We start from the raw sequence: 13,589 nt of genomic DNA on the forward strand, positions 1-13,589 counted from the left end.
AGCCTTAGTCGCCATCTACCCTCCAGAGAGAGGGCTGATAGCCGGTCTGGGAGGGCCATGAGCGCATTCTTCAATCGCTGCGGCGCTTTGGCCGCGGTGGTCTCCGTGGCGTCATCCTTGCTGGCGCCGGTGGCAAGGGCCGAAGAGCGTCCCCAAGTTCCACTCGAAACATTCTTCGCGCCTGCCACGCTGACAGAACCGTCGCTTTCGCCCAGCGGCGACAAGCTGGCCGTCCTGTTTCACAAGGCAGGGGCCAAGTCGGCACTGCTTGTGCTGGACCTGACCAAGGGCGGCAAGGCCAGCCGCATTGCGCAGTTCGCAGATGGCGACATCGTCAGCCTGCACTGGGTCAATGACCGGCGTCTGATCTTTGGTGTGTCCAATGTCGAAAGCGACTGGGTGCCGCAGCCGCGCCTACAGGGGATGCCAGGGCTGTATGCCGTCAATGCAGATGGCAGCGAACTGCTGCAGCTGGTGCGCCGCAATCGCTATCAACTGGCCGGCGAAAACGAGGCCGGCGAGAAGGGCATCGCGCCAATGATCTCGGGGGTCAGCGTGCGCCTCCTGAAAGTGCCAGCCGCTCGCGATGGCGAAGTCAATGAAGACGTCTTGTTGGCCGTCGTATCAAACAATGGTCAGCTGTCGCCGTTCTGGCTGAACACCCGCACGCGCACACACTCATTCGACAACTTCGGACTGACCACGCCCGCATCCCGTTTCTTTGTCGACAGCCAAGGTCAACCCCGACTGGCCGTGGTCGAAGACGCCGGCGGCGTGGGGAGGTTGATGCACCGCCCGTCTTCGGACACAACTTGGGGCCCGCTGCTGTCGGTCAGGGCAGAGGAAAGCCACGCTGAGATTACCGCCATAGACGGCAAAGGTGTCATCTATGCCAGGCGCTACGTCGGCGCGGACCGGCACGCGACGCTCGCCAAGCTGCAATTCCAGGGATCCCGCTACCAGCTCGCGACCGTGGTGGACGTTCCTGGCTTCGATTTCGTGGGGTCGGTCATCGCCAACACGGGAAGTGGCGACACCGAAGGTGTTCGCGTCATCCATGCGCGCGAGGCCACCATCTGGAAGAGCCAGCAAATGCGCGCCTTCCAGGCCGCCGTGGACCAGCAACTGCCAGGCCTGGTCAACCGCATCGACTGCCGCCGCTGCGGCGCACCGGACATGGTTGCGCTCGTGACTTCATTCAGCGACCACGACCCTGGACGGCTTCGCGTTCACCGCGCAGGCGCCGAGCGCCCCGAAGACCGATGGCTGGATCTCGGTCGTCTGCTGCCAGCGGTCGAGCCGGGGCGCATGGCCAGCGTCAGCTTCCATCGCATCCAGGCCAGGGATGGGCGCGACCTCCCTGTCTGGATCACTCGGCCCGACCAAGCCACCGGCCCTCTGCCCGCCGTGGTCCTGGTCCATGGCGGCCCATGGGTTCGGGGCGGCCACTGGCTTTGGAAACCTCTGCAGCAGTTCCTGGCTTCGCGCGGCTACCTGGTCATCGAGCCCGAGATGCGTGGCAGCCTCGGCTACGGCCTGGCGCACCACGAGGCCGGCTTCAAGCAATATGGGCAAGCGATGCAGGACGATGTCGCGGATGCCTTGCTCTGGGCCCAGCAGGCGGGCCTGGCCGATGACCGTGCTTGCATCGCCGGGTCTAGCTACGGTGGCTACAGCGCCCTGATGGGCACAGTCAGGCATCCCGGCCTGTACCGCTGTGTTGTGGCACGGGCCGCCGTAGCCGACCTCAGTCTCTATGTGGAAGGTAGCTTCTGGATCCGGGACGACATCTCCGAGGTCGCGCGCGAGCAAGACCTGGCGAAGATGGTTGGTGATCCCAGGACGGATGCCGCCATGATCGCCGCCAATTCGCCCGTCAAGCTGGCCGATCGCATCAAGGTGCCAGTGCTGCTGGCCTACGGCGAGGCCGACAAGCGTGTGCCGCTGGCCCATGGAAAGCGCATGCGTAGCGCTCTAAAGGATGCCGGCAACCCACCCGAATGGGTCAGCTATCCGGATGAAGTTCATGACAGCTGGACCCTTGCCAGCCAGCTTGACTTCGCCAGGCGCATGGAAGCCTTCCTGGCTCGGCACCTGGCACCGCGCTAGCGACGCAGCGCCTCGGCGCCGGCCGAAATCAGCGCCGCCGCTCGGCGATCAGCACGGTCGGGAAGCTGGCCGGCAAGGTGTCGGGATAGTCGCGGCTGAAATGCAGGCCGCGGCTTTCGTGCCGCAACAGCGCCGAGCGCACGATCAGTTCGGCACAGTCCACCAGGTTGCGCAGCTCCAGCAGGTCGCGATTGACCCGGAAGTTGGCGTAGTAGTCGTCGATCTCGCTGCGCAGCAGCTTGATGCGGTGCAGGGCCCGCTCCAGCCGCTTGGTGGTACGCACTATGCCCACATAGTTCCACATCAGCAGCCGCAGCTCGTCCCAGTTGTGGGCGATCACCACCTGCTCGTCGGCATCCTCGACCTGGCTCTCGTCCCAGGCCGGCAAGGCCGCGGCGATCGGCCTGGATTCGGCCAGGATGTCGTCGGCACAGGTCTGGCCCAGCACCACGCATTCCAGCAGTGAATTGCTGGCCAGCCGGTTGGCGCCGTGCAGGCCGGTGTAGCTGGTCTCGCCCACCGCGTAGAGGCCCGGCAGGTCGCAACGGCCGCGCAGGTCGGTCACCACGCCGCCGCAGGTGAAATGCACCGCTGGAACGACCGGAATCGGCTGCTGGGCGATGTCGATGCCGAGCTTCAGACAACGGGCGTGGATGGTGGGGAAATGCTCCTTGAGGAAGTCCTCGCCCAGGTGCGTGGCATCCAGCCACACATGGTCCAGGCCGTGCTTCTTCATCTCGAAGTCGATGGCGCGGGCGACGATGTCGCGCGGCGCCAGCTCCAGGCGTTCGTCGTGCGCGGCCATGAAGCGGGTGCCGTCCGGCAATTTCAGATGCGCGCCTTCGCCGCGCAGCGCCTCGGTAATAAGAAAGCTACGTTCCTGCGGGTGGTAGAGGCAGGTCGGGTGGAACTGGATGAACTCCATGTTCGCTACGCGGCAGCCGGCCCGCCAGGCCATGGCGATGCCGTCGCCGGTCGAGGTATCGGGGTTGGTGGTGTAGCGGTAGACCTTGCCGGCGCCGCCGGTGGCCAGCACCACGGCACTGGCCGCCAGGGCCTCGACCTTGCCGCTGTCGATGTCGAGCGCATAGGCGCCGTAGCAGCGCGGTTGCTCGTCACGTTGAAGATGCCGCGAGGTGATCAGGTCCAGCGCCATCCAGCGTTCGCGCAAGCTGATGTTGGGATGTCGCTTGGCGGCCGCCAGCAGCTGGTCGTGGATGGCCTTGCCGGTGGCGTCCGCTGCGTGGGCGATGCGGCGCACCGCATGGCCGCCTTCGCGGGTCAGGTGCAGGCCCAGCGGACCGTCGTCGTCGGGCGTGAAAGGCACGCCCTGGCGCACCAGCCACTCCACAGCCTGCGCGCTGCGCTCGGCGATGAAGCGGGCCGTGGCCTCATCCACCAGGCCAGCGCCGGCATCCTGGGTATCGCGCACATGGCTGTCTATGCTGTCGTCGCTGCCCAGCACGCCGACGATGCCGCCCTGGGCCCAGGCCGTGGCGCTCTCGGTCAACTCGCGCTTGGCCAGCACGACGACCGGCAGCCTGTCGGCCAGATGCAGGGCCACGGTCAGGCCGGCCAAGCCGGCTCCGATGATGACGACGGGAGAGGCGGCGGGCGCGGCGGCAGCGGCAACGGTCATTCGGTCACGCCCCGATTCATCGGGGCGTCATGCACAAGGTGGGCTGATTCTAAGGACGCGGGGCCGCCCTCTCCGCTCAGCCCCGTGATCAGTCAGTGCACCACCCGCCCGAACGAGAACTCGCCGCCCGCGACGCCGACCGGTATCAGGTCCTTGGGGCCGAAGCGGCCTTGCAGGATCAGCTTGGACAGCGGGTTCTCAATGCGCTGCTGGATCGCCCGCTTCAGCGGCCTTGCGCCGAACACCGGGTCGAAGCCGACCTTGGCCAGCTCGGCCAGCGCCTCGTCGCTGACGTCCAGCTTCATCTCCAGCTTCTCCAGGCGTGCATCGAGCTGGCGCAGCTGGATCCTGGCGATGGCGGCGATGTTCTTGGCATCCAGCGCATGGAAGATCACGGTCTCGTCGATGCGGTTCAGGAACTCGGGGCGGAAATGCTGCTTGACCTCGCTCCACACCGCCTCGCGGACCATCTCCTCGGGCTCGCCGGCCAGCTGCATGATGTGCTGCGAACCCAGGTTCGAGGTCATCACGATCACGGAGTTCTTGAAGTCCACGGTGCGGCCCTGGCCATCCGTCAGCCGGCCGTCGTCCAGCACCTGCAGTAGCACATTGAAAACGTCCGGATGGGCCTTCTCGACTTCATCGAGCAAGAGCACCGAATAAGGCTTGCGGCGCACCGCCTCGGTCAGGTAGCCGCCCTCGTCGTAGCCCACATAGCCCGGGGGCGCACCGATCAGACGCGAGACCGAGTGCTTCTCCATGAACTCGCTCATGTCGATGCGCACCATGTGCTCTTCGCTGTCGAACAGGAAGCCGGCCAGGGCCTTGCACAGCTCGGTCTTGCCGACGCCGGTGGGGCCCAGGAACAGGAAAGACCCCAGCGGCCGGTTCGGGTCCGACAGGCCGGCACGCGAGCGGCGGATCGCATCGGCCACGGCGGTGATCGCCTCGTCCTGGCCGACCACGCGCTCATGCAGCTTGGCTTCCATCTGCAGCAGCTTGTCGCGCTCGCCCTGCATCAGCTTGGAAACCGGGATGCCGGTCGAGCGCGAGACCACCTCGGCAATTTCCTCGGCACCGACCAGAGTGCGCAGCAGCTGGGGCGCGGAGCCCGCCTTGGCCTTGCCGGCCTTGTCGCTCTCCTTGGCCTGGGCCTCGTGCAGGCGCTTCTCCAGCTCGGGCAGCTTGCCGTACTGCAGCTCGGCCACCTTGTTGAAGTCGCCCTTGCGCTTGAGTTCCTCGATCTGGAACTTGATCTTGTCGATCTCTTCCTTTACATGGGCCGAGCCCTGGGCCTGCGCCTTCTCGGCCTTCCAGATCTCTTCCAGGTCGGCATACTCGCGCTGCAGCTTGGCAATCTCGTCCTCGATCAGCTCGAAGCGCTTCTGCGAGGCCTCGTCCTTTTCCTTGCGCACGGCCTCGCGCTCGATCTTGAGCTGGATGATGCGGCGGTCCAGCTTGTCCATCACCTCGGGCTTGGAGTCGATCTCGATCTTGATCTTGGCCGCAGCCTCGTCGATCAGGTCGATGGCCTTGTCGGGCAGGAAGCGGTCGGTGATGTAGCGGTGGCTCAGCTCGGCCGCGGCGACGATGGCCGGGTCGGTGATCTCCACGCCATGGTGGACCTCGTACTTCTCCTGCAGGCCGCGCAGGATGGCGATGGTGGCCTCGACCGTGGGCTCGTCGACCAGCACCTTCTGGAAACGGCGCTCCAGGGCCGCATCCTTCTCGACGTACTTGCGGTACTCGTCCAGCGTGGTCGCGCCGATGCAGTGCAGCTCGCCACGCGCCAGGGCGGGCTTGAGCATATTGCCGGCGTCGATGGCGCCCTCGGCCTTGCCGGCGCCGACCATGGTGTGGATCTCGTCGATGAAGAGAATGATGCGGCCCTCGTCGGCCGCCACTTCCTTCAGCACCGACTTCAGCCGCTCCTCGAATTCGCCGCGGAACTTGGCGCCGGCCAGCAGGCCCGCCATGTCCAGCACCAGCACGCGCTTGTCCTTCAGCGACTCCGGCACCTCGCCGTTGACGATCCGCTGGGCCAGGCCTTCGACGATGGCGGTCTTGCCCACGCCCGGCTCGCCTATCAGCACCGGGTTGTTCTTGCTGCGGCGCTGCAGGACCTGGATGGCACGGCGGATCTCGTCGTCGCGGCCAATGACCGGGTCCAGCTTGCCCAGCCGGGCCCGCTCGGTCAGGTCCAGCGTGTATTTCTTCAAGGCCTCGCGATTGCCCTCGGCCTCCTGCGAATCGACCTTCTGGCCACCACGCACCGCCTCGACCGCGGCCTCCAGCGCCTTGCGGGTCAGGCCGTGGCCCCGCACCACGCCGGCCAGGTCGGTCTTGGCATCGGCCAGGGCGATCAGGAACATCTCGCTGGCGATGAAGTGGTCGCCGCGCTTGGACGCCTCCTTCTCGGCCGCCTGCAGGAGGCTGACCAGGTCGCGGCCGGGCTGGACCTGCTGACCCTCGCCCTGCACCTTGGGCAGACCGTCGACCAGGGTCTCCAGCGCCGTTTTCAGCGCCGGCACCTTGACGCCGGCCCGCTCCAGCAAGGCGCGCGGACCGTCCTCCTGCTGCAGCATGGCCAGCAGCAGGTGAGAAGGCTCGATGTAGGGGTTGTCTCGCGTGACGGCCAGGCTGGATGCCTCGCCCAGGGCTTCTTGGAAACGGGTGGTGAGCTTGTCGACTCGCATGGGGTGATTCCTCCGGTTCGCGAGCAGGTGGGCGCAGGGTCCGCTATTTCAAGTCTCTACAGCTTGCCCAGCATCAATTGCATCAGCTTGAGGCCCAGGGCAGCCGCACCAAGACTTCCCAGCACATGGGTCAGCGCATGGGCCAGGGCCAGGGCGAACTGCCCGCGCTGCAAGAGCGACAGCGACTCGCCCGAGAAGGCCGAGAAGGTGGTCAGGCCGCCCAGAAAACCGGTCACCAGCAGCAGCTTGAGCAGCTCGTCGGGCTGGCGCCCGAACCATTCCAGCGCCATGCCGATCAGCAAGCCGCCGACCAGGTTGACCGCCAGCGTGCCCAGCGGGAAGCCCTGCCAGCTGGTGTTCCAGAGCAGGCCGGCTCGCCAGCGGGCCAGGGCTCCGACCGCCGCGCCCGCGGCCACGACACCGGCATGCAGGGCGCTCAAGCCGCGTTCTCCGCGGTGATGCCCCAGCGGGCCAGGGCCGCATCGTCCGCGACCCGGGCATCGACCCACTGGGCCGAGCCATCGGCGTCATGCTCCTTCTTCCAGAACGGTGCCTGGGTCTTCAGGTAGTCCATCAGGAACTCGCAGGCCTGGAAGGCCTGGCCGCGGTGGCGCGAGGCGACCAGCACGGCGACGATCTGCTCCCGCGCGGCCAGCGGGCCGACCCGGTGGATGACCTTGGCGGCACGGATCTCGAAGCGTTGGAAGGCCTGGTCGATCATGGCCTCGATGGCGGCCTCGGTCATGCCGGGGTAATGCTCCAGCTCCATCAGGCGGACTGGCCGGCCGTCGGCGGCGTCCCTGACCGTGCCGACGAAGGCCACGATGGCGCCAATGCCGCCGTCCGCCGAGCGCAGGCTGGCTGTCTCGGCGCCGAGATCGAAATCCTCTGTCTGGATGCTGACTCTGGCTTGCATGGCGCTATTTTGGCCCTTCATGCAGCCCTGTCCGCCATTCATGTGACGCCACGGTCCACCGGTCCCAAACGGTGTCCGCACAGGCCGCCCTGACGGATACTGCGCCTCGCGGCAGAGAGCCGCTTTGACGACGGGAGCACCGACATGGGCCTGATGGACTTCATCAAGAAACAGTTCATTGACATCATTCACTGGACCGAGGACGCCGACGGCACGCTCGCGTGGCGCTTCCCCATGGCCGACATGGAAATCCAGTACGGCGGCTCGCTGACCGTGCGCGAATCGCAGATGGCCGTCTTCGTCAACGAAGGCAAGGTGGCCGACGTGTTCGGCCCCGGCATGTACAAGCTGAACACCCAGACGCTGCCGGTCCTGACCTATCTGAAGAACTGGGACAAGCTGTTCGAATCTCCGTTCAAGAGCGACGTCTACTTCTTCAGCACCCGCCAGCAGATCGACCAGCGCTGGGGCACCCAGCAGCCGGTGACGATCCGCGACAAGGATTTCGGTGCGGTGCGCCTGCGCGCCTTCGGCAACTATGCCTATCGCATCGTCGACCCCAAGCTGTTCCACCAGCAGATCTCGGGCACCCGCGAGCGCTACACCACGGCCGAGCTCGATGGCCAGTTGCGTGGCCTGATGCTGCAGCACATCAGCGACGCGGTGGCGCAGAGCGGCATTCCCTTCCTGGACCTGGCGGCCAACCAGGTCGAGTTCGCCAAGGCCCTGCAGGAAGCCACGGCGCCCTCGTTCGAGGCCCTGGGCCTGAAGCTCGAGGGCGTGACGCTGCAGAACGTCTCGCTGCCCGAGGAGCTGCAGAAGATCCTCGACCAGAAGATTGGCATGGGCATGATCGGCCAGAACATGGGCCAGTTCATGCAGTATCAGACTGCCCAGTCCCTGCCCGAGATGGCCAAGGGCGTGGGCTCCGGTGGCGGCGTGGCCGGCGATGCCATGGGCCTGGGCGCCGGCGTGGCCATGGGCCAGGTGCTGGCCCAGCAGCTGCAGGCTGGCCTGGCTGGTTCGGCCCCGCATGCTGCTGCGGCACCGGCAGCACAGAGCGCCGACGAGGTCATGGCCCTGCTCGAGAAGCTGGGTGACCTCAAGGCCAAGGGCATCCTGACCGACGAGGAGTTCGCGGCGAAGAAGGCCGAGCTCCTCAAGAAGCTGGGATAAGCCGGCGTGACCGACCCAGTGCAGCGCCGCTGGACCGCGGCCTGCCCCAACTGCGGCGCCCAGGTCGAGTTCGCGTCGAGCGCCTCGGCCAGCGCCATCTGCAGCTTCTGCCGCAGCACCCTGCTTCGCGAGGGCGAGGCGCTGCGCCGCATAGGCCAGAGCGCCGAGCTGTTTGCCGACCACAGCCCGCTGCAACTAGGCGTGCGTGGCCGGCATGCCGGCGCCGAGTTCACCCTCGTTGGCCGGCTGCAGCTTCGCTACTCGGGCGGCGTCTGGAATGAATGGCATGCGCTGTTCGACGGCGGCAAGAGCGGCTGGCTGTCCGAGGACAACGGTGCCTACGTCTTTGCCTTCGATGCAGCACTGAGCGAATCGCCGCCGGCCTCGCACACCCTGGTGGTCGGTGCCCAGGCGCCGCTGGGCGGCCAGGCCTGGCGCGTGGCCTCGCTGACCCTGGTGACGCTGGGCGCGGCCGAAGGCGAGCTGCCGAAACCGCCGCGTCTGGATACCGGCGAATTCCTGCTGGCCGACCTGCGCAACAGCCAGGACGAAGTCGGCACGCTCGACTATGCCCACGAGCCGCCGCAATGGTCGGTGGGCCGTGCGGTGCGGCTGGCCGATCTGCAGCTCAGCGGCCTGCGCGAGGACGAGGGCGCGACCCTGGCTTCGCGTGCCCTGCCCTGCCCCAGCTGCGGCTCCTCGCTGGAGCCCAAGCTTTCGACCACCAAGTCCATCGTCTGCGGCCAATGCCATGCGGTGGTGGACATCTCCGGCGGTGCCGGTGCCGACCTGGAGCACTACGCCCAGGCCAATGGCATGGAGCCGCAGCTGCCGCTGGGCTCGACCTGCTATCTCGCCCTGAAGCCCAGCAGCAAGCTGCTGCCCTGGCAGGTGGTCGGCTACCAGGAGCGCTGCGACCTGCCGGCGCCGGGCGACGACGAAGAACAGACTTTCTGGCGCGAGTACCTGCTCTACAACCGGCTGGAGGGATTCGCCTTCCTGGTCGATACCGAGGAAGGTTGGAGCCTGGTGCGACCGCTCACCGGCGTGCCCAGCCGCACTGGCGTCGGCGATGTCGAATGGCAGGGCGACCGCTTCAAGCGCCGCTGGCAGTACCGGGCCAAGACCACCTACGTGCTGGGCGAGTTCTATTGGCGCGTGGCGCGCGAAGACATCGTGGAGGTCGGCGACTACGAGACGCCGATGCAGCTGCTGTCCAGCGAGCGCAGCGGCAACGAGATCACCTGGTCGCTGGGCCGCAAGCTCAATGCCGACGAAGTGGCCAAGGCCTTCAGACTGGCTCCCGAGAAGAGCGCAGCGCTGCGCCGTGACAGCAGCGCACTCAGCAATGGCGGCAGCCTGGTCCGCACCATCGTCATCGTGGCCGTCGTCATCATCTTGCTGATCCTGCTGCTCAAGGCCTGCAGCCGGGACGATTGCCAGCAGTACAAGAACGCCTATGGCGAGGCCAGCGCCGAGTACCAGCAGTGCAAGCGCAGCTACACCAGCGGCAGCGGGGTGCGGCCTGGCTTCACCGGCGGATCCTGGGGCGGCTCGGGCAGCAGTGGCGGTGGCCACAAATAGATCAGGCAAGACGACAAGGAGAACGCAATGACTGGATTCGAATGGCTCAAGCCCGGCATCGTGCTGGGCTCCATCCTTTACGCCGTGATCGGCGTGCTGGTGTTCTGGATCAGCTTCGTCATCATCGACAAGCTCACTCCCTACAAGCTGTGGGAAGAAATCGTCGAGCACAAGAACCTGGCGCTGGCCATCGTGGTCGGCTCGATGTGCATTTCGATAGGCCTGATCGTTGCCTCCGCCATCCACTGAGGTCACGGCCGACCCGCCCGCCGAGCGCGTCTCCCTGCCCGAACTGCTGCTGCTCGCCAGCGTCTTTGTCGTCGCCGCCTGTGGCCTGGTCTATGAACTGGCGGCGGGTGCGCTGGCGAGCTACCTGCTGGGCGACTCGGTGCTGCAGTTCTCCACCATCATCGGCAGCTATCTGTTCGCGATGGGTGTGGGCTCCTGGCTGTCGCGTTACGTCGAGCGTCAGCTGGTGGCGCAGTTCCTCAAGATCGAGCTGCTGGTCGGCCTGATTGGCGGCCTGATGCCGGCCGCGCTGTTCAGCGCCCACAGCCTGCTGCCGCCCAGCCACCTGGCCGAATTCCGCATCCTGCTCTATGCGCTGGTGTTGCTGGTCGGCACCCTGGTCGGGCTGGAGATTCCGCTGGTGATGCGCATTCTCAAGCGCCAGTTCAGCCATCGCTATGCGCTCAAGGACCTGGTCTCCCAGGTTCTGACCTTCGACTATCTCGGCGCCTTGCTGGTGGCCCTCGCTTTTCCGCTGCTGCTTGTGCCGCAGCTGGGACTGATACGCACCGGCATCGCCTTCGGTCTGCTCAACGCGGCGGTGGCGGTCTGGGCTCTCTTCCTGTTCCGCCCGCAGTTGCGCAACTGGGCCGCCCATGCCACCAGTTGCGCCCTGGTGCTGCTCACGTTGACGGCCGCGATGCTGGGCGCCGAGCAGCTGAACAGCTGGGCCGAGGAGCGCTTCTACGGCGACAACATCCTGCTGCGCGAAAGCAGCGACTACCAACGCGTGGTCGTCACCCAGGGCCGCAGCGGCGTGCGCCTGTTCCTCAACGGCAATCTGCAATTCCATTCGCGCGACGAATACCGCTACCACGAGGCCCTGGTCCATCCGGCCATGGCGGCGCAGGGCGCACCACGCAAGGTGCTGGTGCTCGGAGGTGGCGACGGCATGGCCGTGCGCGAGGCGCTCAAGTACCCCAGCGTGCACAGCGTGACCCTGGTCGAGCTGGACCCGCACATGACGCGGCTGTTTTCCACGCTGCCGCTGCTGCGCGAGCTGAACCGCGATGCGCTGCTGAACCCCAAGCTGAAGATCGTCAATGCCGATGCCTTCGGCTGGCTGGAGCAGCAGCCCCCCGACGAGCACTATGACGTGATCGTGATCGACTTCCCCGACCCGTCCAACTTTTCGCTCGGCAAGCTCTACACCACCAGCTTCTACCAGCTGATCGACCAGCGACTCAGCGCCTCGGGCTACGCGGTCATCCAGACCACCTCGCCGCTGGTGGCGCCGCGCAGCTTCTGGACCGTGGCAGCGACGGTCGAGGCGGTCGGACTGACGGCCACGCCCTACCACGCCCATGTGCCCTCGTTTGGCGAATGGGGCTTCATCCTGGCTTCGCGGCGACCCTTCGCCATGCCGCGGCAACTGCCTGGGGGCCTGCGCTTTCTGACGCTGCAGGGCCTGCCGGCGCTGTTCGACTTTCCGCTCGACATGGAACGCCCCGACAAGCTCGAACCCAATCGCTTGTCGAACCAGCAGCTGGTTCATGAATTCGAGGCCGAATGGGGCAAGGTCCATTGAGCCTCAGCCGACGCTCGCTGCTGCTGGCCAGCGCGGCCACCTTGGCAGGCTGCCAGCAAGCCGCGCCCGAGCTGCAAGGCGGCTGGGTCGGCGCCACGCCGGCCCGCGGCCACAGGCTGCGCCAACCCTTGCCGCCGGCCGGCGACGGCCCGGTGCGCCGCACGGAATTCCTGATCGTCGGCGGCGGCATCGCGGGCCTGGCCTGTGCCCGCGAGCTGCAACGTCGTGGCAAGGATTTCGCCCTGCTCGAGCTGGAGGACCAGGCAGGCGGCAATGCGCGTGGCCACATCATGGCCGGCTTGCCCTGCCCGCTCGGTGCGCATTACCTGCCGGTGCCGGGGCCGCAAGCGCCCGAAGTCCAGCAGTTGCTGATCGACTTCGGCCTGGCCCGCCTCGAATCGGGTCGCGTCGTCTACGACGAGCGTCATCAGTGTCACAGCCCGCAGGAAAGACTGTTCTTCGAGGGCCAATGGATGGAGGGCCTGCTGCCACCGCCCGATGGTCTGAGCGGACCCAAGCAGTACCGCCGCTTTGCGGCCGCCGTGGCTGCCGCACAGCGCGAGATCGGCTTTGCCATGCCCACGCATCGAGCGGGCTGGACGCCGGCCCATCAGCGGCTGGACTCGCAGACCTTCCAGCGCTGGCTGAACGAGCAAGGCCTGGACGACGCGCACCTGCGCTGGTACCTGGACTACAGCTGCCGCGACGACTACGGCGCCGGCATCGCCGAGGTCTCGGCCTGGGCCGGCCTGCACTATTTCGCCAGCCGCCACGGCTTCCATGTTCATGCCGACGCGGAATTCGAGCGCGAGCCGGTGCTGACCTGGCCCGAGGGCAACGGCTGGCTGAGCGAGCGCCTGGCAGCCGGCCTGGGCGAGCAGCTGCTGCCAGGTCGCACCGTGCTGCGAGTCGAACCCGGCAAGCATGAACTGCAGGTGCTGGCCTGGAACGAACAAGCCGACTCACCCGAGCGCTGGTCCGCCGCACAGCTGATCTTTGCCACACCACTGCCGGTCGCTCGCCGGTTGCTGGGTGACGAGGCGCCGGCCGCGCTGGTGCATGCCACAGCTGGCATGCACCAGTCACCCTGGCTGGTTGCAAACCTGCTGCTCGACGGCCCCTTGCTGGAGCGCCCTGGCGTGCCGCTGGCCTGGGACAACGTGGCGTACGGCAGTCGCGATGCCCTCGGCTATGTCCATGCCGGCCATCAGGGCCTGTCGCCGGTGGCCGGCCCGAGGGTGATCAGCAGCTATTGGGCCCTGCCAGGCACGGACCGCAGGCAGTTGCTGCAGGACGACTGGCGTCCCTGGGCCCATCGCGTGATGGCTGAACTCGGCCGCCTGCATCCCGACCTTGAAGACCGGCTACAGCGTATCGATCTGGCACGATGGGGCCACGCCATGAGCGTTCCCGTTCCCGGTCGGCGAGGCTCGGCGGCACTCGCAGCCCTGCATCAGGGCCAGGGACGCATGGCATTCATCCATAGCGACATCTCTGCGTATTCGGTGTTTGAAGAGGCCTACACGCTCGGCCACGCCTGGGGCCAGAGGGCCGAAAGTCATGCGCGACAAATTGTGAGATGAGGGTTTACCACCACAGTATTTTTTCTGTAGTGGAAACCCTTGTTACTATGCGCCCGCCTCTCACGGGGAG

10 protein-coding genes are annotated in these 13,589 nt (G+C 66.6%); 6 read left to right on the forward strand and 4 right to left on the reverse strand.

The window, feature by feature from the left end; all coding sequences use genetic code 11:
• Positions 1–57: 57 nt before the first annotated feature.
• Entirely contained in the window at positions 58–2,109 is a 2,052-nt protein-coding gene (locus tag QT382_RS06965; protein WP_289253309.1) for a S9 family peptidase, read from the forward strand.
• 28 nt (positions 2,110–2,137) lie between these two features.
• On the opposite strand, the gene nadB is transcribed toward QT382_RS06965, so the two are convergent.
• The 4 genes from nadB to QT382_RS06985 all read right to left on the reverse strand — a co-directional run bounded on the left by nadB (position 2,138) and on the right by QT382_RS06985 (position 7,360).
• On the reverse strand, positions 2,138–3,748 hold the full coding sequence (gene nadB, locus QT382_RS06970) for an L-aspartate oxidase (protein ID WP_289253310.1): 1,611 nt from the start codon (positions 3,746–3,748) through the stop codon (positions 2,138–2,140).
• A 92-nt stretch (positions 3,749–3,840) separates the two neighbouring features.
• Positions 3,841–6,444 (reverse strand): ATP-dependent chaperone ClpB, encoded by a 2,604-nt coding sequence (gene clpB, locus QT382_RS06975; protein WP_289253311.1) that lies wholly within the window; start codon positions 6,442–6,444, stop codon positions 3,841–3,843.
• A gap of 56 nt (positions 6,445–6,500) precedes the next feature.
• Positions 6,501–6,884, reverse strand: coding sequence for a fluoride efflux transporter CrcB (gene crcB, locus QT382_RS06980; protein ID WP_289253312.1), 384 nt, complete (start codon positions 6,882–6,884; stop codon positions 6,501–6,503).
• Positions 6,881–7,360, reverse strand: a complete 480-nt coding sequence (locus QT382_RS06985; RefSeq protein ID WP_289253313.1) for a molybdenum cofactor biosynthesis protein MoaE — start codon at positions 7,358–7,360, stop codon at positions 6,881–6,883. Before QT382_RS06985 ends, crcB begins: the two co-directional genes overlap by 4 nt.
• A gap of 144 nt (positions 7,361–7,504) precedes the next feature.
• On the opposite strand from QT382_RS06985, the gene QT382_RS06990 reads away from it, so the two are divergent.
• The 5 genes from QT382_RS06990 to QT382_RS07010 are packed head-to-tail and all read left to right on the forward strand — an operon-like array spanning position 7,505 to position 13,519.
• Positions 7,505–8,536, forward strand: a complete 1,032-nt coding sequence (locus QT382_RS06990; protein WP_289253314.1) for an SPFH domain-containing protein — start codon at positions 7,505–7,507, stop codon at positions 8,534–8,536.
• A gap of 6 nt (positions 8,537–8,542) precedes the next feature.
• Complete coding sequence (locus QT382_RS06995) at positions 8,543–10,120, forward strand: DUF4178 domain-containing protein (RefSeq protein ID WP_289253315.1); 1,578 nt, start codon at positions 8,543–8,545, stop codon at positions 10,118–10,120.
• Between the two features lie 27 nt (positions 10,121–10,147).
• Positions 10,148–10,369 carry a DUF350 domain-containing protein gene (locus QT382_RS07000; protein ID WP_289253316.1) on the forward strand — a complete coding sequence of 74 codons (222 nt, stop codon included), beginning with the start codon at positions 10,148–10,150 and terminating at the stop codon, positions 10,367–10,369.
• Positions 10,350–11,936, forward strand: a complete 1,587-nt coding sequence (locus QT382_RS07005) for a polyamine aminopropyltransferase (protein WP_289253317.1) — start codon at positions 10,350–10,352, stop codon at positions 11,934–11,936. Before QT382_RS07000 ends, QT382_RS07005 begins: the two co-directional genes overlap by 20 nt.
• Positions 11,933–13,519, forward strand: a complete 1,587-nt coding sequence (locus tag QT382_RS07010; protein WP_289253318.1) for an FAD-dependent oxidoreductase — start codon at positions 11,933–11,935, stop codon at positions 13,517–13,519. Before QT382_RS07005 ends, QT382_RS07010 begins: the two co-directional genes overlap by 4 nt.
• Positions 13,520–13,589: the final 70 nt, after the last annotated feature.

The sequence above is a fragment of the Pelomonas sp. SE-A7 genome, from assembly GCF_030345705.1.
Classification (GTDB): domain Bacteria; phylum Pseudomonadota; class Gammaproteobacteria; order Burkholderiales; family Burkholderiaceae_C; genus JAUASW01.